General features: G+C 71.4%; 16 protein-coding genes. 6 read left to right on the top strand and 10 right to left on the bottom strand.

Annotated features, from left to right (window positions below):
• Positions 1–54 precede the first annotated feature (54 nt).
• Both ACZ5GT_RS17495 and ACZ5GT_RS17490 read left to right on the top strand, forming a co-directional pair.
• Positions 55–1,182: an AAA family ATPase gene (locus tag ACZ5GT_RS17495; protein WP_469023796.1), complete on the top strand. Its 1,128-nt coding sequence runs from the start codon at positions 55–57 to the stop codon at positions 1,180–1,182.
• Positions 1,183–1,192: 10 nt separating this feature from the next.
• Positions 1,193–1,873 (top strand): DUF4276 family protein, encoded by a 681-nt coding sequence (locus tag ACZ5GT_RS17490; RefSeq protein ID WP_469023793.1) that lies wholly within the window; start codon positions 1,193–1,195, stop codon positions 1,871–1,873.
• A 307-nt stretch (positions 1,874–2,180) separates the two neighbouring features.
• On the opposite strand, the gene ACZ5GT_RS17485 is transcribed toward ACZ5GT_RS17490, so the two are convergent.
• The 4 genes from ACZ5GT_RS17485 to ACZ5GT_RS17470 form a co-directional block, all read right to left on the bottom strand.
• Positions 2,181–3,038, bottom strand: coding sequence for a hypothetical protein (locus tag ACZ5GT_RS17485; protein WP_469023790.1), 858 nt, complete (start codon positions 3,036–3,038; stop codon positions 2,181–2,183).
• Positions 3,039–3,330: 292 nt separating this feature from the next.
• Positions 3,331–3,522, bottom strand: coding sequence for a DUF397 domain-containing protein (locus ACZ5GT_RS17480; RefSeq protein WP_398277095.1), 192 nt, complete (start codon positions 3,520–3,522; stop codon positions 3,331–3,333).
• Between the two features lie 230 nt (positions 3,523–3,752).
• Positions 3,753–4,610: a helix-turn-helix domain-containing protein gene (locus ACZ5GT_RS17475; RefSeq protein ID WP_469023786.1), complete on the bottom strand. Its 858-nt coding sequence runs from the start codon at positions 4,608–4,610 to the stop codon at positions 3,753–3,755.
• A gap of 407 nt (positions 4,611–5,017) precedes the next feature.
• Positions 5,018–5,785: a GOLPH3/VPS74 family protein gene (locus ACZ5GT_RS17470; RefSeq protein ID WP_469023783.1), complete on the bottom strand. Its 768-nt coding sequence runs from the start codon at positions 5,783–5,785 to the stop codon at positions 5,018–5,020.
• A gap of 222 nt (positions 5,786–6,007) precedes the next feature.
• Here ACZ5GT_RS17470 and ACZ5GT_RS17465 point away from each other — a divergent pair, with 222 nt between their 5' ends.
• Both ACZ5GT_RS17465 and ACZ5GT_RS17460 read left to right on the top strand, forming a co-directional pair.
• Positions 6,008–8,506, top strand: a complete 2,499-nt coding sequence (locus tag ACZ5GT_RS17465) for a D-alanyl-D-alanine carboxypeptidase (RefSeq protein WP_469024222.1) — start codon at positions 6,008–6,010, stop codon at positions 8,504–8,506.
• A 204-nt stretch (positions 8,507–8,710) separates the two neighbouring features.
• Positions 8,711–10,567 carry an MFS transporter gene (locus ACZ5GT_RS17460; protein ID WP_469023779.1) on the top strand — a complete coding sequence of 619 codons (1,857 nt, stop codon included), beginning with the start codon at positions 8,711–8,713 and terminating at the stop codon, positions 10,565–10,567.
• Between the two features lie 96 nt (positions 10,568–10,663).
• On the opposite strand, the gene ACZ5GT_RS17455 is transcribed toward ACZ5GT_RS17460, so the two are convergent.
• Together ACZ5GT_RS17455 and ACZ5GT_RS17450 are read right to left on the bottom strand one after the other, a co-directional pair.
• Positions 10,664–11,176: a glutathione peroxidase gene (locus ACZ5GT_RS17455; protein WP_469023774.1), complete on the bottom strand. Its 513-nt coding sequence runs from the start codon at positions 11,174–11,176 to the stop codon at positions 10,664–10,666.
• Positions 11,177–11,185: 9 nt separating this feature from the next.
• Complete coding sequence (locus ACZ5GT_RS17450; protein WP_469023767.1) at positions 11,186–12,175, bottom strand: ArsR/SmtB family transcription factor; 990 nt, start codon at positions 12,173–12,175, stop codon at positions 11,186–11,188.
• 200 nt (positions 12,176–12,375) lie between these two features.
• Here ACZ5GT_RS17450 and ACZ5GT_RS17445 point away from each other — a divergent pair, with 200 nt between their 5' ends.
• Positions 12,376–13,554 (top strand): MFS transporter, encoded by a 1,179-nt coding sequence (locus ACZ5GT_RS17445; protein ID WP_469023763.1) that lies wholly within the window; start codon positions 12,376–12,378, stop codon positions 13,552–13,554.
• Positions 13,555–13,611: 57 nt separating this feature from the next.
• On the opposite strand, the gene ACZ5GT_RS17440 is transcribed toward ACZ5GT_RS17445, so the two are convergent.
• Positions 13,612–15,081 (bottom strand): APC family permease, encoded by a 1,470-nt coding sequence (locus tag ACZ5GT_RS17440; RefSeq protein ID WP_469023760.1) that lies wholly within the window; start codon positions 15,079–15,081, stop codon positions 13,612–13,614.
• A 104-nt stretch (positions 15,082–15,185) separates the two neighbouring features.
• Positions 15,186–15,983 (bottom strand): FadR/GntR family transcriptional regulator, encoded by a 798-nt coding sequence (locus tag ACZ5GT_RS17435; RefSeq protein WP_469023757.1) that lies wholly within the window; start codon positions 15,981–15,983, stop codon positions 15,186–15,188.
• A gap of 357 nt (positions 15,984–16,340) precedes the next feature.
• Between ACZ5GT_RS17435 and ACZ5GT_RS17430 the strand changes: the two genes are divergently transcribed.
• The gene (locus tag ACZ5GT_RS17430; protein WP_469023754.1) at positions 16,341–17,828 is read left to right on the top strand and encodes an amino acid permease; all 1,488 of its coding nucleotides are present in this window, start codon (positions 16,341–16,343) and stop codon (positions 17,826–17,828) included.
• A 132-nt stretch (positions 17,829–17,960) separates the two neighbouring features.
• Here ACZ5GT_RS17430 and ACZ5GT_RS17425 read toward each other — a convergent pair whose 3' ends face one another.
• Positions 17,961–19,106 (bottom strand): HTTM domain-containing protein, encoded by a 1,146-nt coding sequence (locus ACZ5GT_RS17425; protein WP_469023750.1) that lies wholly within the window; start codon positions 19,104–19,106, stop codon positions 17,961–17,963.
• Positions 19,096–19,707, bottom strand: coding sequence for a DUF5819 family protein (locus ACZ5GT_RS17420; protein ID WP_469024218.1), 612 nt, complete (start codon positions 19,705–19,707; stop codon positions 19,096–19,098). The genes ACZ5GT_RS17425 and ACZ5GT_RS17420 overlap by 11 nt, the downstream gene beginning before the upstream one ends.
• Positions 19,708–19,963: the final 256 nt, after the last annotated feature.

The raw sequence follows: 19,963 nt of genomic DNA, 5'->3' as shown, positions 1-19,963 counted from the left end.
GCGTCGAACCCACGCGCCGGTGTCCGACCCCGATGGCTCGATACATTGATGACCATGTCACGCAGGGTTCGGCGCATCTCCGTCAGCGGCTACAAGTCGATCCAACAGGTCGAGCTGGCCCTGGGGCCGGTCACTGTGCTCGTCGGCCCCAACGGCGCGGGCAAGACCAACTTCATCGAAGCCGTCGAGTTGCTCGGGCGCATCGCCGAGGGCGAGCTGGGCATGGAGGTCGGGCTGCGTGGCGGAGCCGTGGCCATGCTTCACGACGTGGCAAAGGGATCCGCGGGGATCGGGCTGCGGGTGGAGGCCGACGACAGTGATCTCGTGAACGCCTACGAGGCGACCCTGGTCCCCTCGCATCGGGGGGAACTGGTCTTCGGCCGTGAGCTGGTGGAGTTCGACGACACGGCGCGTCATGAGCAGCCACTGAAGCAGGAGATCGGGCGGGGCCACAGCGAGTCGAAACTCGCCCAGGTCGCGGAAGAAGGACCGTCCGGTCCCGCCGACGTGGCCCGTCACACGCTGGAGATACTGCGGGGCTGCCGCGTCTACCACTTCCATGACACGACTCCCGGCGCTCCGGTGAAGCAGCCGGGTTACTCCTCCGACACGGAGGTCCTGCACCCGGACGCACGCAACCTCGCCGCGTTCCTGCTGCGCCTGCGTGAGGAGCACCCGGCGGAGTACAAGCAGATCGTGCGTACGGTCCGTTCTGTCGCGCCCTTCTTCCGCGAATTCGTCCTCACCGAGGACGCGGCGGCACGCGTGTTGCTGCGCTGGAAGCAGTTCGGGTCCGACACGGTGTTCCCGGCCGACGCGTTGTCCGACGGCACGCTGCGTTTCATCTGCCTTGTCGTCCTCCTGCTCCAGCCGAGACCGCCCGCGTTGCTCGTGCTCGACGAACCCGAGCTGGGCCTGCACCCCTTCGCGATCACCGTTCTGGCGGAACTGTTCCGGTCGGCCTCCACCCACAGCCAGATCCTCGCCGCCACCCAGTCCGTCACCCTGGTCGACCAGTTCGGGCTGGACGAACTCGTCGTAGCGGAACGCGTGGACGGCTCGACGAGGCTGCACCGGCCCGATCCTGAGGCACTGGCAGCCTGGCTCGACAGCTACTCGCTCGGTGACCTGTGGCTGAAGAACCTGCTGGGCGGTCGTCCCCGGCCCGAGCGGGAGCGGTGAGGTCGAGGCGATGCGTCAGGTTCACGTACTGGTGGAGGGTGCGACGGAGGAGCGCCTGGTGCAGCAGGTCCTCCAACCGGAACTGATCGTGCGTGACGTCTGGGTCACCCCGGTCGCGCTCAAGACCCGGCGAGCCGCCGGCCGGCCGCACGACAAGGGAGGGGTGAGCAGATGGCCCAAGATCGAGCACGATATCCGGGCGCTGCTGCGGAACTCGGCCGTCGACACTGTGACCACGATGCTCGACCTGTACGGGCTGCCCTCCGACACCCCCGGACTTTCCGACGCCCCGGCCGGTGACGCGTACGCCCGGGTCGGTCATGTCGAGGAGGCGATGGCGCGGGTCATCGGTGACCAGCGGTTCCTGCCCTTCCTCGTCCTGCACGAGACGGAAGCGTGGGTGCTCGCCGCCGCGAACGAGCTCGCCGAGCTGGTCACGTCGCCCAGGCTGGCGGACGTTCTGCGCTCCCATGTCGATGCGGCGGGCGGCCCGGAACTCGTCAACGACGGTCCCGACACAGCGCCGTCCAAGCGGATCCTGAGAGCCCATCCCGCCTACCGCAAGGTCGTGGACGGCCCCGATGCCATCGGGCTTCTCGGCCTGGACGCCTTGCGCGTCACCTGTCCCCACCTCGACGCCTGGTTGAAGCGTCTGGAATCCGGACCCGGCACCGGAGACGGCTCCGCCTGACAGCCGACACAGGCCGCTGCGCATCCGGGCCGGGCAGGTGGGGCACGACGCCAAGGGTGCGGCGGCGGCCCGCCCTGGACCTCGCCGGCGCGGTGCGGGCCGTCCACGATCTCGTCCGGTTCCGTTCCCGCCCTCCTGCGGAGGGAGGCGTCGCCGCTCGCGGGCCGCCGGCATGATGGGGTGCTGTGCCGTGGCGTCATGGACGCCCCACCAGGTCCGCGAGGAGGCCGCCGGGCGACTCGCCGAGCACGACGGTCGCCCCTGCCTGGCCCGCCGACGGGCGCGGGGGCGCCTGGCTACGGATGGCTCACCGCAGCTCGTCCACGTACCGGTCCGTTCCGGGCACCGTGGGGATGAACGGTGCGACGAGTTGCACAGCGCCCAGCCCCGAAGCGGCCACTGCCGTATCCAGGTCCGCGAAGTGCTCGCGCCAGGTGTCGCGGGGGTCGTGCTGGAGGAACCACAGCAGGGTCAGCCGGGTTCCGATGCCCTCGACCTGTCTGACGTAGGTCATGCGGTCCAGGGGGAGGGGCGTCGGCGTGAAGAGAGTCACCATGGCCGCGGGTGAGCCCGCCAGCCGTTTCGGAAGGTGGTCGTCACGAAGCCACGCGAGCAGGTCCTCGCGCCCGGCGGGGGAGCCGGCGTCGATGACCTGGAGGACCAGCCCGGCGTAGGGGTGGTCGAGGGCGTGGATGTCACGCGGGCCCTCATCACCGTCGCGGTAGACCGTCGTCGCGTGGTCCTGGAAGGCCGTGAAGACATGCGTGCGGTCCTGGAAGACGCGGTGGTCGCGGTTGAGGCGCTTGTTGATGCCGACGGTCCACCGCATGTGGTCGGCGTACCGGCCGGCGGTCATCCAGTAGACGGATATGTAGCACCCGGCTGTCACCGGCTGGGCGACGGCGGAGGTCTGGGGATAGCGCAGTAGCTGCAGGTCCCGCGTGGCGACCCAGCGGCGCCCGGCGTACATCCACGGCATGGCCATCGCGCCGGAGATGAAGTGGTCGTCTTCGTACCAGCGATTGTATTCGCGCTCCCGGCCGGGGTGCGGCTCGACCATGGTGATGAGCGCATGCCCGAGGTCGGCTCCGTAGGGGCCGACGGCTGCCAGTTCGGCGTACCGGCGGCTGTGGCTCTCGTCTGCGTGCGTCGTGTCGTCTGCCATGGGGCCGGTGTAGCTGACGTACCGTCAGATCGGAAGAGGGGTGCGGGCTGGTGGCGCCGTTCGTCCCGACGGTGCCGGGGACGGACACGTACGTCGACCGGCTGCGCTGAGGGCGTCGGAGGGGCCCGGAGGCTCTCCGGTCACCAGCCGAGCCCCCTCGGCAAGGACGGCGAACTGGTCGAGAGGGCTCTTTCAGGTGCTGCTCGTACTGCTTTTGGTGCCTGTGGTGCTGAGTGTGGTGCTTGTGAAGTTGTGTTCGGTGAGTCGGCGGAGGATCAGAAAGATCCTCCCCCTACGCCTTGATCGACGTGACGAAGGCGTTCCACACGTCGGCCGGGAAGCCCAGGACGGGGCCGTCGGGAATCTTGGAGTCCCGCACGGCCATCGCCGCGAGAACCGGTGACTTGATCTCGACGCATGCGCCGTTTCCCGTGGAGTACGAGGACTTGGTCCACGTGTCCGTGGCGCCCTGTCGAATTGCCATTTCTGCTCCGCAATGCCAGTTGTTGAGTTGCTGTCACCGCACGACGTGTCCATCGGTGAACCGCAGCGCGGCTTGCGCCAGCCTCATTGCTCGGTTGGCGTGATCGACGCTACTCGCCCATTCCGGCATCCGAGGAGACTATTCACTCGACTGGATGGCATATTCCACGCGGTCTTCCGATATGCCCCAGGACCGGTGTACTGTGCGGCGGCTTTCGTCCAGAACCGGTGTCAGCGGGCGTACTCCTTCGCGATGTCCGCGATCAACTGGCGTGACTGGTCCGGGTTCAGGGCCTGCGCCCTGAGGTGCTCGTACATCACGCTGTACTTCTGGACGTCGTTCGCCTTCTCCAGGTACAGGTCGCTGGTGACGCCCTCGATGTAGACGACGCTGGAGTCGGCCGCGTCCGGGAACTCCAGGATCGCGTACTGGCCGTTCAGACCCGGGTGGGCGCCCATTTCGAAGGGGATGACCTGCACGGTGACGTGCGGCAGCCGGGACTGCTCGACGAGGTGCTCCAACTGGTCCCGCATCACCGAGCGGTTGCCGACCACCCGGCGCAGCGCGCCCTCGTCCATCACCGTCCACAGCCGCAACGGGTTCTCCGGGGCGGTGATGCGATCCTGCCGGCGCAGCCGCACCTGCACGCGCTTCTCGACGTCGGCGGCCGCGGTCTCCGGCAGCGCGCCCGCGATCAGCGACTCGGCGTACTGCCGGGTCTGCAGCAGGCCGGGGACGACCTGGGGGTCGTACACCCGCAGGCTGGCCGCGTCGGTCTCCAGCCCGATGTAGACGCTGTAGGGGATGTCGCCGAAGGAGTGCCACCAGCCCTGCTGGCGGGAGTCCTTGGCCATCTGCATCAGCGAGTCGACGATCCGGTGGTCCTCGACCTCGTAGACCCCGCACAGGTCGCGGACGTCGCGCTGGCTGATGCTGCGCCGCCCGTTCTCCAGCCGGCTGATCTTCGACTGCGACACCAGCAGCCGCTCCGCCACTTCCTCGGCCGTCATGCCCTTGAGCTCGCGGAGCCGGCGCAGTTCCTGGCCCAGCCGGCGTCGCCGGACGGTGGGATTGACATTGGACGCCACGGACGTGCACCTCCGGCTGCGTGCTTCGACTAGCCACTTTGCGTATCTGCTGTTGAGCAGACTGCCACCAAGGTGCTTTCTACCGCTGGCGAACCGCGGATATGCGCAGGACGCACGCCAGTTCGCGGCGCGGCGCCCGCGGGTTCGCGCGGCCGGGCCGCCAGGGCGGCCGGGAAGACGGCCGCGCGGGGCCGCGGAACCGTGGCGCCGGCGTCCGGGCGGACGGACGGCGCACGGTCCCGCGGCCCCGCGCGAACCAGCGGCTCCCGGACCGGGTCTGGGGACTCAGGTGCGGCTGTGGGGCCTGCGAGTGCTGCGGCGGTGCGGTGGGTGCTGCGGTGTCGAGCGGTCGGTCGTGCGGTCGGTCGTGCGTCGGTGCGGCGCGTGTGCCCGGTGAGGGGCGGAGCTCAGTGCGCCACGACGCGCGCCATGGAACCGTGGCGCGGCTGCATCGGCACACCGCGGGCGGGTTCCGGCGCGGCCCTGACGGGACCGGCCGGCTGACGGCCGGCCGGCGCCGGCGCCGGGGCCGGACTGCGGCGCGGCTGGGCGCCCACGCCGTTCTGGACGTCCATCACGGCGTGCGCCACGAGTCCGCCCATGGGGTCGTGCCGGATCAGGTCCCTGAGCCGGGAGCGAGAGGAGCGTCCCTCGTTGCCCGGGTACAGGTGCTTGCCGAGGCCCACCGCGTGCGCCAGTGCGGCGAGCGCCGCGGTCCGCGGGTCCGGCGGCACACCGGTGCGGATCGCGGAATCCAGCCGGGCTCTGATCTCCCGGCTGATCTCGTTGTCCGTCGCCTGGTAGCGAGTTGTCGGCAGCACCCCGCACATCTGACCCGGCACGGCGGCGACCATGCCGCACCGCTCCAGATGCGAGAGGTAGACCTGGCGGAGCCCGAGACGCGGCCCGCCGATCCAGTGGACGGCACGCACCGGAGCGCCGCGCCTTCGCAGCAACTCCAACGCGCAGTCCAGTGTTGGATCTCCTGTCGGCCGTGGGACCACCACGGCGATACGATCCCCGTCTGGGGCTATCCGTCCGGCCAGCGCCAGCTCCACTAGCTGTGCTCCGGCCAGACCGAGGTCGAGCGACTGCGGCTGTGCAGTGGTACCCGTGGCCGGGTCCAATGCCAGCAGCAGAAGCTCCTCCGGAAGTGTTCTGCGGCTCCTGCCCATCCATGCCTCCCCGCGTGGATGAATGACAGGGTGACCCCTCTCACATTGGTCTGTCGAGGGTGCGTGACCTCTTTGTAAGGGAACCGGCAGGTATGTCGTTCTCGTCTACCACGGGGGCCAAGCCCGCACACAGGACACTGGTACATGGTTCGGACAGCGCGCAGGAGCGGTGTTCGGGGCGGCGGTTCACGGTTCGGCAGCAGCACGCGGGGCGTGCGGCAGATGGAGGAGGCATCGGTGGCGGGCGAGTCCCCCGACAGGTCGAAGCAGCGCGAGTCGTCGGCAGAACCGACGTCGGGGAGCGCGGGTCCGGTTCCCGAAGCCAGGTCGGGGGAGCGCGCCGAGCGTGACCCGCGGCTGGCGGTGTCCCGCGACAGGGAGACGCCGTCCGAGCCCCGCGGCGGCGTGGACACGGCCACTCGGGTGTTCTCGGTACGGGACGTGGCGACGGACGCCGGGGAGGCCGGGGCGGCCGAGGAGACCGACGAGGGGCCGGCTCAGGACGGGGCGGCCTCCCGTGCCGACGCGGACACGGCGACCCGGACGTTCTCGGTACCGGCCCGGGACCGGGGCGCGGGCGCCGCGGAGACCGGGAAGAGCGGGGAGCGTGAGGAGACCGGGGCGGACGAGGGCGGCGACAGCCGCGCCGACACCGACACCGAGGGCGTAGCCGACGCCGACGCGGGCGACGGCCGGACGGGAGGCGACGCGGGGGTGCGAGCGGCCGTGGCTGCCTGGGTCCGGCCGGCGGGCTCCGGAAGCGCCCAGGGCGCCCAGGAAGCCTCGGACGCCCCGGACCGCGCGGAGGACGCCTCCACGGCCCCGGAAGACGCCCCCGAGGCCGCTGAGGACCGCGCCGAGGCCGCGGAGCCGGAATCCGACGCGAACGCGGACGAGGTGACCGACGCGGACGGGGCGACCGACGCGGCCGACGCCGGCGCCGAGGACGACGAGCCCGCGGCGACCGACGCGTCCGAGGCCGCCGCCGACGAGGAGCCGGACGGTCCGGCGGCCGACGGCGAAGCGCCGGCACGCGCCGAGTCCCCCGCCCCCGCCGACGCGTCCGAGCCCGCCGGTGACGACGCCGAGAGCGACGGCGAGGACGAGAGCGACGGCGACGGTCAGGGCGAGGCCCAGGCCGAGCCCGTGGACCAGCCGACCGCCATCTTCAAGCGCCCCAAGTTCCAGGTCGACCAGCCCACCACCATGCTGAAGCTGGGCGGCGCCGCCAAGGCCGCCCCGACCGGAACCCCGGAGCCCCCCAAGGCCCCCGAGACCCCCCGGCCCGAGGCCCCTGCGGGCGACCCCGAGCGCACCAGCAGGTTCGTCGCGCTCAAGCCCCTCGACGACCCCGCGACGAGGAAGCCGACGTCCCCGGCGGACGCCACCGCGTTCGTCCCCCAGGTCGGCCCCGAGCGCACCACCCAGCAGCCGCTGCCGCCGAAGCCCCCGCTCGACCTGCTCGCGGAACTGACGAACACCCCGCCGCCGCCGCAGACCCCGGTCCGGACGGTCGTGCGCCGGGTCAAGATCTGGACTCCGCTGGTCCTGCTCCTGGTGATCGTCTTTGCGATCGTGCAGGCTGTACGCCCGCTGCCGACGCCCGCCCTCACCCTGACCGCCGACGAGTCGTACACCTTCGACGGGGCCAAGACCGACATCCCCTGGCCTGCCGACGGCCAGGGCGCGCTCGACGTGCAGGGGATCGGGTCGTTCGGCTCGTCGGGGCAGCAGAAGCCGGTGCCCATCGCGAGCGTCGCCAAGGTCATGACGGCCTACCTGATCCTCCGGGACCATCCGCTCAAGAGCGGTGACGGCGAGAAGATCAAGGTGGACCAGACGGCCCAGGACCAGGCCACCGCCGACGGCGAGTCGACGGTCGAGGTCAAGGCGAACGACACCATCACCGAGAAGGAGGCCCTGGAAGGCGTACTCCTCGCGTCCGCCAACAACGTCGCCCGCCTCCTGGCCCGCTGGGACGCAGGCTCGGAGAAGGCGTTCGTGAGCAAGATGAACGCCACCGCCAAGGACCTCGGCATGACCAACACGACGTACACCGACCCGTCCGGCCTGCAGAAGACGACGGTGTCCACCGCCGTGGACCAGGTGAAACTGGCGAAGGCCGCGATGAAGGACGCGTCCTTCCGGGAGATCGCCAGGATGATGGAGTACACCGACTACAAGGGCACCAAGCACAGCAACTGGAACCGTCTGGTCGGCTACAACAACGTCATCGGCATCAAGACCGGCACCACCACGGCGGCCGGCGGCAACCTCGTCTTCGCCGCGGTCAAGCAGGTCGGCGGCGAGACCCGGACCATCGTCGGTGCCGTCCTCAGCCAGGGGCCCGGCGGTTCGGACAACACCATCATCAGCGGCGCTCTCGACGCGGGCGACAAACTGATCAGGGCCGCCCAGGGCGCGCTGAAGTCGGCCACGATCCTGAAGAAGGGCGACGTCGTCGGGTACGTGGACGACGGTCTCGGCGGCCACACGCCGGTCGTCATCACCAAGGACGTCACCGCGGTCGGCTGGTCCGGCCTGGAGGTGAAGCTGTCCTTCGCCGCCGACGACCTGCCGCGCACCGCGAAGGCCGGCACCAAGGTGGGCACGCTCACCGTGGGCGACGGCGGAACGGCCGGCGCGGTCAAGGTGCCCGTCGCCCTGCAGAAGGACCTCACCGAACCCGGCTTCACGGACAAGCTGACCCGCATCGCCTGAACCACGCCGGAGACGCACGTCCGCGCCCCGTCGGCGCCGCCCGCCCGGGCGCCTGCCGACGGGGTGCGTGCTAGCGTCACGAGACGGGGCAGGCCGCCGCCGGCGGGGCGCGGCCGGGAAACCCCCGGGAACGCGGCCGGGAACGGGCGGGCGACGGCACGTGCCCCGGAACACAGGACGGGACACCACGGGGAGTGCCTTCAGGTGGCCACTGCGGAGCCGACACGCGCCGACGACGCCGATCAGGGACCGGGGACCGGCCCGCGAATACGCGTACCCGCGCCGCGCGCCGACGCGCCCGGTGACGGTCGTCGCCGGGAGGAGACGGGCCGCCTGATGCGCGCCGTCCTCGTCCTGCGCGAGCGTGTCCTGCGCCACCCGGCGCTGTCGTTCACCGCCCTGTCGGGCATCCTGCACGTCGTCTGGTTCTTCACGTTCGCGAACAGCGGCGGTGATCTCGCGGCGCAGGACGCCTGGGCGGAGTTCGTCGGCCGGCACCCCGACTCGGCGTACAACCTGGCCTGGTACGGCGGCATGCACCCGGTGTCCTACAGCGTGGTCTCGCCGTACCTGATGTCGGTCCTCGGCGTCCGGACGACCATGATGATCGCGGGAACCGTGTCCGCCGGGCTGCTCACGATGATCCTCATCCGCAGCAGGTCCGTCCGCAACCCGCTGTGGGCGTCGCTGGCGGGCGTCTTCGCGTTCCTGTGCAACGCCGCCTCCGGACGCGTGACCTTCGGACTGGGCACGGTGTTCGCGCTGGGCGCGGTCGCCGTCGTGCACTGCTGGCCCCACCGCTGGCGCTACGCGCGTTGGGCGAAGGCCCTGTGCGCGGCGCCGCTGGCCGCCCTGGCCACCATGTCGTCGCCGGTGGCCGGCCTGTTCGTGGGGCTGGTGGCGGTCGCGCTGTTCCTGCAGAAGCGCCGCCCCGGCGCGTGGGCGCTCGGCCTGGCCCCGGCCGCGGTGGTGGCCGTGTCGGCGTGGCTGTTCCCGTTCTCCGGGACCCAGCCGATGACCTTCGGCTCGGTCGTCCTGCCCCTGCTGTACGCCGTCCTGGTCTTCGCCCTCGTCCCCAGGGAGTGGATGACGGTCCGCCTGACGTCCGCGGTGTACGGCCTCGCCGTCGTCGGGGTGTGGCTGGTCAGCTCGCAGATCGGCTCCAACATCACCCGGCTGGCGATGCTGTTCGCGGGCGTGGTGCTGGTGGCGGCCCTGCCCTTCCACACCCCCCGCACGCGCACCTGGTACCTGACCGTGCTGGCCGCCTGCGGCTTCGTCCTCTGGATCGGCTTCAAGTCGGTCGACGACGTCGTCCACACCACCCCCACCGCGTCCTGGGCCCGCGAGCTGGCCCCGCTGGTGAACGAGCTGCAGAAGGTCGGCGCCGAGAAGGGCCGGGTCGAGGTGGTCCCCGCCCGCTCCCACCGCGAGGCCTCCGCGCTCGCCCCGTACGTCAACCTGGCCCGCGGCTGGAACCGCCAGGCCGACATGGAACGCAACCCGCTCTTCTACGACGACACCCTCAACTCGGCCAACTACCACGAGTGGCTGCAGCGCTGGGCGGTCCACTTCGTCGTGCTGCCCAAGGACGAGCCCGACGGCGACGGCGGCGAACGCGAGCGCGAACTCGTCCAGCGGGGCATGCCGTACCTGAAGCAGATCTGGGGCGACGCCAACTGGCAGCTGTTCCGCGTCACCGACCCCACCCCGCTCGCCGACCCGCCCGCCACCGTCGACCGCGCCGACCAGGGCGAGCTGACCATCGAGGTGAAACAGCCCGGCCGCGTCCTGATCCGCGTCCCCTACTCGCCGTGGCTCGGCCTGGTCGACGCCGAGGGCAAGGGCGTCAAGCCCCCGCAGGAGACGGACGCCTCCAAGCACCGCGCCGACGGCACGCCGAAGACGTTCGACAACGTCAACGGCTGCCTGATGCAGACCGAGGAGGACGACAAGGGCGACAAGTGGACGATCCTGGTCGCCCCGAAGGCGGGCACCTACCGGCTGGGCGCCCCCTACCAGCTGCCGCGGGGGACGCCCTGCCCGGACGAACTCAAGTGAGCCCCGCGGCCCCCGGTGAGGCCCGCGGCCCCCGGTGAGGCCCGCGGCCCCCGGTGAGGGCCGCGGGCCGAGGCCGGGCCTGGCCCACGGGCAAGGTCAACCGGCCAGCTGGGCCTCGATCGCCGTCACGACCTCCGCCGCGTCCGGCTCGGTGCGCGGGGAGAAGCGGGCGACGACCTCGCCGTCCCGGCCGACCAGGAACTTCTCGAAGTTCCAGCGGATGTCGCCGCTGTGCCCCTCGGCGTCGGCGAAGCCGACCAGGCGGTCGTACAGCGTGTGCCGGCCCTCGCCGTTCACCTCGACCTTCTCCGTCATCGGGAAGGTCACGCCGTAGGTGGCGGAGCAGAACTCGGCGATCTCGTCGGCGCTGCCGGGCTCCTGGCCCAGGAACTGGTTGCACGGCACGCCGAGAACGGTGAAGCCCTGCCCGGCGTAGCGCTCGTGGAGGCGCTCAAGACCGCCGTACTGCGGGGTCAGCCCGCACTTGGAGGCCACGTTCACGATCAGCACCACCTGGCCCTTGTACCGGGCCAGGTCTGCGCTGCCGCCCTGGAGGGCGCCGATCTCCACGTCGAGGGGAGCGGCGCCGTTGCTGTCTGCAGTCGTCATGACCGGAGCCTAACTCCCGTCCGCGGACGCCGTGTTTCCCGCCCGCACGAGGACGTCCCCCGCCGCGGTGCGCGAGTACAGCACCGACCGCCCGGCCCGCCGCCGCTCCACCAGGCCCGCCTGGAGCAGCACCTTCAGGTGCCGTCCGACCGAGCCGAGCCCCTGCCCGGTGACGGCGGTCAGCTGGGTCGTGCTCAGGGGGCTGCCGAGCAGGACGAGGACCGCGGCGCGCGCGGTGCCGAGCAGCGCGCCGAGCGGCTCCGGCACGACCCCGCGCGGACCGCCGGCCAGGGCGCCCCGGCACGCGTAGACGACGGCGTACCGCTCGTGCTCCTGCCAGGACACCCAGCCCACGCGCTGCGGGGTGACCGGCACGAAGACCAGCTCGGCGCCGGACAGGTCGCGCGGCGGGAACTCCAGCGGATTGACCTGCAGCCGGTTCTCGCCGAGCCACCGGGTCCGCCCCGGCCGCAGCTCGTCCAGCACCGCCGCCCAGCCGCCCCGGCTGACCTGCGCGGTGCGCGCGACGACATCGGCCTCCAGGACGCGCCGGCGCCGGTCCCAGTACGGCCGTACGGTCTCGGACCACACGTACTCCAGCACCCGCGCCGCACGTTCGGGCAGGTCGTCGCGGTGCAGCTCGGCCGGGAGCGGTTCGCCGGTCAGGGAGACGGCGAGGTCGGCGCGGGCCCGGTCGGCGCCGGTCGCGCGCACCCGTGCGACGGCCTGCTCGAAGCTCTCCCCGTCCAGCGGGGTGGGGGTGAGGAAGTCGGCGTTCCAGATGGTGCCCACCCCGGTGCGCACCAGCCGCGCGGTGACCGGGTCGGCGGCCAGCAGCCCGCGGTAGCCGGGCAGGTGGGCCCGCAGCCAGGCCAGCTCGCCGGGGTGGGCCGGCGTCGCTGCGTGCAGCAGCTTCAGGGCGGCGAGGGTCTCGGCGAAGGGGGAGAGGACGAAGCGGCTGCGGGCGAGCGTGTCGGCGTTGATCTGCCACCAGCCCATGCGCCCCCGCGAACCTTCCCGCCGTGCCCTTCCGCCCCCGCGGCCTCTCGCCACGGCGGTCGTCCGCCCCCGCGACGTTTCGTCGTCCTGCGGTCTTCCGCTCCTGCGGCCTTTCGCTCTCGCGGCCTTCCGCCCCCGCGACCTTTCGCTCTCGCGCGAAACAATAACCGGGGCTCCCGCGGCCTTCCCAGACTCCGTGCATGCGCAGCTACCAGGACCTTTTCCGCACCCCGGAGTTCACGCCCCTCTTCCTGACCGCCGCCGCCCACACCGCGGCCCAGACGGTGGGCGGACTCGCGCTCGGCACGCTCGTGTACCGGGCGAGCGGCTCCCCGTTGCTGTCGGCGCTGAGCATGTTCGGCCCGTCGCTGGCCCAGGTGCTGGGCGCGACCGTCCTGCTGTCCGGCGCCGACCGGCTGCCGCCGCGGCGGACGCTGACCGGCGTCGCCCTGGTCTTCGCGGCCGGCACGGCCGTACTGGCGCTGCCCGGACTGCCGATGTGGGGCGTCTTCGCCGTCGTCCTGGTGCAGGGCCTGGCCGCCTCGCTGGGCGGCGGAACGCGCTGGGGACTGCTGAACGAGATCCTCCCCGAGGACGGCTACCTGCCGGGGCGTTCGGTCTTCAACATGAGCAACGGGCTGACGCAGATCGGCGGTTACGCGACCGGCGGCGTCCTCACCGCGGCGCTGTCCCCGCGCGCCTGCCTGCTCCTGGCGACGGCGCTGTACCTGTCGGCGGCCGCCGGCACGCGGCTGGGCCTGACCCGCCGCCCGCCCCGGTCCGCCGGGCGCCCGTCCGTCTCCGCCACCTGGCGCGCCAACCGGCTGCTGCTCGCCGACCGCCCGCGCCGCCTCACCTACCTCGGCCTGTGGATTCCCAACGGCCTGGTCGTCGGCTGCGAATCGCTCTACGTGTCCTACGCCCCCGACGCGGCCGGCACCCTGTTCGCCTGCGCGGCGCTGGGCATGCTGGCCGGCGACGTGACGATCGGCCGGCTGGTGCCGGCCCCGGTCCGGCAACGACTGGCCACCCCGCTGCTCCTGCTGCTGGCCGCGCCGTACCTGCTGTTCGCCCTCCGCCCGGCCGTCCCGGTCGGCGCCGTCGCGGTCGCCGTGGCCTCGGTCGGCTTCGGCGCGAGCCTGGTCCAGCAGGAACGCCTGCTGGCGCTGACCCCGGACGGACTCTCCGGCCACGCGCTCGGCCTGCACTCGTCGGGCATGCTCACCCTCCAGGGCGTGGGCGCGGCCCTGGCAGGCACCCTGGCCCAGCTCACCTCCCCCGCCACGGCGATGACCCTCACGGCGACGGCGTCGGCCGCGACGACCCTGGCGCTGGCGTCGTCCGCCCGTCGGCGCGTCCCGCGGCCGCAGCCGGCGTAGCGCCCGCGGCGCCGGGGTGGTCCGAACGGCAGGGCCCGGCTCCCGCCGACCGCGGACTCACTCCGCGTCGGCGACCACGGAGCCGACCCGCTCGGCGAGGCCCGGGTCGCGGCGGACCAGGAGGGTGGCGTAGGCGACGGCGGCGAGCAGGGCGGCCAGCGCCGCGTACGGGAACCAGCTGTAGGGCGCCGGCTGTCCGGGCTTGGCCAGGTAGTAGAGCGGCACCAGGATGGCCAGGACGCCGATGCCGGGCAGCACCAGGTGCCGGACGGTGCGGAACTCCTGCGGACGGTACCGGCGGTAGTACAGCGGCAGGGCGATGTTGGACGCCAGGTAGACCAGCAGGATCAGGATGGAGCCCAGGCTGGAGGACTCGGTGAAGAAGACCACGGGGTCCATCGAGCCGCCGGAGCCGAGCAGATGCCCCAGCCCCCAGCCGCCGATGATCACCAGCGCGGTGGCGGTGAAGGTGACGATCGCGTTGTTGGGCGTACGGCGGATCGGGTGCACGTACCCGAAGAACGCCGGCAGCAGCCCCTCGCGCCCGGCGTTGAAGATCAGGCGGGCCTGGGAGTTGATGCCGGCGATCAGCACGCCGAGGGTCGAGGTGAGGCCCCCGATGTAGGCCACGAACGCGAGCGCCCCGAGCGTCTGCTGGGCGATGTCGATGAAGGGGATGCCGGCCTCGCCGAGCTTGGCCATGTCGTAGTCGAAGCCGGTCACGGTGGCGTAGGAGAAGAGGATGTAGCTCACCGTCATGACCGCGATGGAGAAGAACACGGCGCGGCCGACGTTGCGCCGCGGATTCTCCGTCTCCTCCGCGAGCGCCGCCGAGTTCTCCCAGCCGATGAACAGGTACACCGCCAGCGGGAAACCGGCCGCCAGACCGCTCAGGCCGTGACTGATACGGCCCGGCAGGAACGGGGCGGCGGACAGGCTGCCGTGGTGCTCGACGATCGCCGCGACCGAGACGACGACCAGCACCAGCATCTCCACGCCGAAGAAGTAGCCCGCCCACTTCGTGGAGACCACCACCCCGCGCAGCATCAGCCCCACCGATACGCCGGTCAGCACCAGTGTCCAGATGATCCACGGCAGCTCGACACCCGTGTAGTGCTCCAGGGTGATCTGCACGAACCCGCCCGAGATGGCGATCACGGCGGCCATCCCGATGATGTAGCCCAGCCCGGCCAGCAGCGCCGTGGTCACCGCGCTGACCGGCCCGAAGGACTTGCCGACGAAGGTGATGAAGCTGCCCGCCGACGGGTGCGCGCGGGAGAACTCGGCGAGCGTGTTGCCCAGCAGCGCGACCGCGACGCCCGCCGCCACGATCGTGAGCGGGGAGGCGATGCCCGCGGTGGTGCCCAGGAAGGCGAAGCCGAAGAAGAAGCTCATGGCCGGGCCGACGTTGGCCATCGTGGCGGCGGCGATGTCCGCCATGCCGAGCACCCCGCCGCGCAGCCGCTGGGGGGCGCCGCGGACGGGACCCGACGTCGGCTGGGGACCGGCCGCTCCGTGATCGGGCATGACGGCGACTCCTTCTGCGGTGCGATGACGCGGGACGAGCGGGGTGCTGGCAGTCGGTGACGGGGGACGGGGGGAACGGCGGATTGCAGGACGGAGAAGGGGAGTCAGAGGGCGCGGTCGGTGTGGGTTTCGTGGTGGGCGCGGCCGGTGTGGTCTTCGTGGTGCATGCGGCCGGTGTGGGCCAGGCGGTGCGCCTTCACCGCCCGTACCGCCGGGTCCATCGCGCCGCGTTCCAGCTCGGCGAGCAGGTCGGCGTGGCAGCGGTTCCGCGCCCGTACCGCGTCGGCCGTCGGGGCGGGCATCAGCAGGCACAGGCGGCCGAGCAGGTCTGCGGCGAACTCGCGGATCCCGGCGCCGCCGAGCACCTCCGCGAGACCGAGGTGGAAACGGGCCTCAAGCTCCAGCAGCCGTTCCGGATCGCCGGCCAGGTCCATCTCGTCGACCAGCGCCCGCAGCCCGTCGAGGCCGTCGGCCGGGACCTCGCCGACGCCGCGCGCCACGAGCCCGCACTCGAGCAGTTGGTGGAACGCCTCGAGCGAGTCCGCCTCCTCGGGGTCGTGCAGCACGGCGACGACCGTGTGCCACTCCGGCGCGACGAAGGTGCCGCCCGCCCGGCCGCGCCGGCGGTCGAGCAGGCCGTCCTGGCACATCGCCTCCAGCGCGCGGCGCACGGTGATCTCACTGATCCCCAGCTCCTCGGCCAGCACGCCGGCGTCCGGCAGTCGGTCCCCCGGCGAGACGGACGTCAGGCGCACCCGCAGCGCGATCCGCGAGCGGACGAGTTCCGCCCCCGTCTGACCGCTGCCGGGCAGGACACGCACGTCCCGCACCGCGGCGACCTGGCCGGGACGCGTCGGCCCCGGCTGGCTGTAGGGCCCGAACTTGCCCCCTGGATTCACCACGACGCCACCCTAACGGCCTGCTGAACGGCGTCACGGTCCGCGGCGACGCCGCCCGCACCGGTGGCTGCCGCGACCATGCGGCGCGGTGGTTCATGGGGGGCTCCCACGGGGGCGGAAGACAGAAGACGGAGGAGGAGGCCGTGGTGACGGCGCGGTGACCGTCATCACGGAAGGGGGGTCTCCGCGTGGCACGTAAAATAGAGCATGGTGAACACTTAAACAAGTCTTGTTCTTTTAGATCGTACTGAACTAATTTCCGGGACGCGAGGCTCGTCCCCCTTCGGTGACCACCGGGCGGCCCGTGCACCCGTGCTCGCCGATGCATGTCCTCTTCCGCACTCCCCTCCTGGATGTCGAATGACCACACGTCCTCCGGTCTCCGCCGCACCCCCCGAGACCACCGCCACCGCCACCGCGACCACCAGCGCGACCACCGCCGAGGGGGCCCCGGCCGGCGGCTCGGGCCTGCAGGCGGGCCTGAAGAACCGCCACCTGTCGATGATCGCCATCGGCGGTGTCATCGGCGCCGGCCTGTTCGTCGGCTCCGGCTCCGGCATCGCCGCCGCGGGCCCCGGCATCCTGATCTCCTACGCGCTCGTCGGCGTCCTCGTCGTCCTGGTCATGCGGATGCTGGGCGAGATGGCCGCCGCCAACCCGACCTCCGGTTCGTTCTCCGCCTACGCGGACCGCGCGCTGGGCCGCTGGGCCGGGTTCAGCATCGGCTGGCTGTACTGGTTCTTCTGGGTCGTGGTGCTCGCCGTCGAGGCCACCGCCGGCGCCAAGATCCTCACCGGCTGGGTGCCCGCGGTCCCGCAGTGGGGCTGGGCCCTGATCGTCATGCTGGTCCTGACCGCCAGCAACCTGGCCTCGGTCAGCTCCTACGGCGAGTTCGAGTTCTGGTTCGCCGGCATCAAGGTCGTCGCCATCGCCGCGTTCATCGTGCTGGGCGGCCTCGCGATCTTCGGCCTGCTGCCCGGCTCCGACCACCCGGCGTCCGGCTTCTCGTACCTCACCGCACACGGCGGTTTCCTGCCGCACGGGCCGGGAGCGATCCTCACCGGCGTGCTGATGGTGGTCTTCTCCTTCATGGGCAGCGAGATCGTCACCCTGGCGGCCGGCGAGTCCGCCGATCCGCGGGGCGCGGTGACCAAGGCCACCAACAGCGTGATCTGGCGGATCGCGGTGTTCTACCTGGGCTCGATCCTGATCGTGGTGTCCCTGCTGCGCTGGGACGACCCGGCGATCCTCAAGGACGGCTCCTACGTCGCGGCCCTGAGCTCCATCGGCATCCCGCACGCCGCGCAGATCATGAACGCCATCGTGCTGACCTCGGTGCTGTCCTGTCTCAACTCCGGCCTCTACACGGCCTCGCGCATGGCCTTCTCGCTCGGCGCCCGCAACGACGCCCCGGCCTCCTTCGGGCGGACCACGGGCCGCGGCGTGCCGCGCACGGCCATCCTGGCCTCGGTGGTCTTCGGCTTCGTCGCGGTCGCCTTCAACTACCTGTGGCCGGACACCGTCTTCCAGTTCCTGCTCAACTCCTCCGGTGCGATCGCCCTGTTCGTGTGGCTGGTGATCTGCTTCTCGCAGCTGCGGATGCGGAAGATCATCCAGCGTGAGTCGCCGGAGAAGCTGGTCGTCAGGATGTGGCTGTACCCCTACCTGACCTGGGCCACCATCGCCCTGATCACCTTCGTCCTGGTCTACATGCTGACCGACACCGCGGAGGGCGGCGGCCGCGACCAGGTGGTGCTGTCCACGGCGGTGGCGGCGGGCGTCGTGGCGGTGGCCCTGGTCCGCCAGCGGCTGAGCAGCAAGCGCGAGGCGCTCGCCACGTCGTCGTAGCCCCGCTCACGACCCCACCGAACCGCCCGCCGGACCGGGAGACGCGCGAAGTCTCCCGGTCCGGCGTCCCCATCTCCGCATCGAGCGTCCTCGTCTCCCGGCCCGCCGTCATGAGCCGGCCCAGACGACGCGTCACCGCCGGGAACGAAATTGCGCAGCTTCAGACCGGAGGCCTCCGGCCTGAAGCTGCGGGGGTACCGATCCGGCTCCCGATCCTTCGCGGGGCGTCGGCAGCCGCACACCGAACCGCCGTGCCGTACGGCGTCCCAGACGGGGCAGGCGGGTGTAGAAGCGGTCGGGCAGGAACACGGCGTCCGCAATGATCATCGCGCCCGAGAACACCGGCAGCCCCAGAAGCACCGCGATGCCTGCGTGCATGCTCAGCAGCATGACGAGGACTGGGTACTTGAGCCTGCCGAACAGCACGAACGGGAAAGCGACCTGTGTGAGGACGGTCAGGTAGCTGATGACCGCGATCCCGATCGGGAACCGGTCCAAGAAGTGGGAGAGCGCGGGCCAGGGCTGGAAGAGTTCGAGGTTCAGGACGTAGTGCAGTGCAGTGCCGTCGGCCCACAACGAGCCCTGGACCTTGTACAGGCCGGCCGATCCGTACAGGAAGCAGACCTGGGCCGCGATGACGAACACCCCGCAGTTGTGCACCACCGTCGTCAGGGTGTCGCGGGCGGCGCGGATCTCCATCAGAGAAGAGCTCTGCAACCGCTCCGGCGCGTCAGCCGCGTGAGCCGTCCTGCGCCGCGTCCTGCGTGCGTCCAGGGACCAGCGGCGACCGCACGCGGTGAGTACGAGATAGAGGGACATCAGCAGGACCAGGTTGTCGCCCCCGTCCGTCATGAAGATCGATCGCGCATGGAACGAGGTCACCACGACCGCGAACAGCACGGATGTGGCCCGCGTCCGCCAGCCCAGCATGAACAGGGCAGACGTTACGAGAGCACCCGCATAGCACAGTTCGAAGTAGGCGCGGCTGTCCGACAGGATCAGGAAGCTGTACCAGCCCGTCTGATCGAAGAGCCGCGCCGCCAAGGCGGGGGTCCACGCGGCGTCCGGACCCCAGATCTCGCCGCGGTGCGGGAACTCGCGCAGAAGGAAGACCAGATAGAGCAGCCCGTAGCCGATGCGCAGCACCGATGTGGCGTACAGGGCAACCGGCCGGTCGGTGACGAGCGACCAGAAGGACCCGGGTGACCAGGGGGACCACGGAGAATCGCCGCGCACGCGGAGTCGGCGTCGTTCCGTGCGTGTCCGCTCATGCGCCATGACGACTCACCTTCCACCAGGGCAGGAGCCGGTTCTCGACCGGTGTGGGCGGGCGGTCTCCGGCGTCGGCGCCGGGCGCGGTGACAGGCAGCGTGACGACCCGAAGCTGAATGAAGTCGATCTTGCGGCCGTTGCGATGTCCGACGACACGGTCCGCGGCGATATTGCTCAGATACTCCTGCATCATCACGGCCCGTTCCGAGCGCGCCGTGTCGTTCTCCCCGTGCGTTTCGACGTAAGAGGTCCAGGCCCGGCGTAGGAGGTTCTGGGCCGTGTGGCTCGGAAACACCTGGTGTTCGACCGCGGCATCGTCCACGGCGGTCAGGTCGAACCACGGGCTGACCTGCATCGAGTCATGAGGGCCGGTGTGCGCGGTTCTCGCCAGGATCTGCCGGTTGACGGAATCGGGGTTGGGGGCGAAGAGCCGCCAATTCTGCTCGAAAAACGGATAAACCCATGCGTCGACTTGCGGCTTGTACCTCCTCGAGACGGGGTTGGAGGGCGCCACGTGGAGAAACACGAGAACGATGTGGGTCAAAGTCGCTGCCAGACAAAGGATCACGGTCGTGTGCAGCGCGGATTTCAGCACGCGGACACGCATGAGCCCTTTCCCGGGCGGACCGGATTCACCATGGCGTTCCCGCGGCGGACCGGAATCGGACTCCTCGCGTTCCTTCACGGCCGTCGGTTCGATCGGGCTCGACACCGCCCACCTTGCCTTCCTGTCTGCTACCCGCGATCGTCGATTCCTGCTGAGACGCACCGCGGGGGGGGGGGGGGGGGGGGGGGGGGGGGGGGGGGGGGGGGGGGGGGGGGGGGGGGGGGGGGGGGGGGGGGGGGGGGGGGGGGGGGGGGGG

The sequence above is a fragment of the Streptomyces sp. NPDC031340 genome (assembly GCF_055569945.1).
The sequence above is the reverse complement of the archived record's forward strand: the minus strand, read 5'-3'. Positions and strand labels throughout refer to the sequence as shown.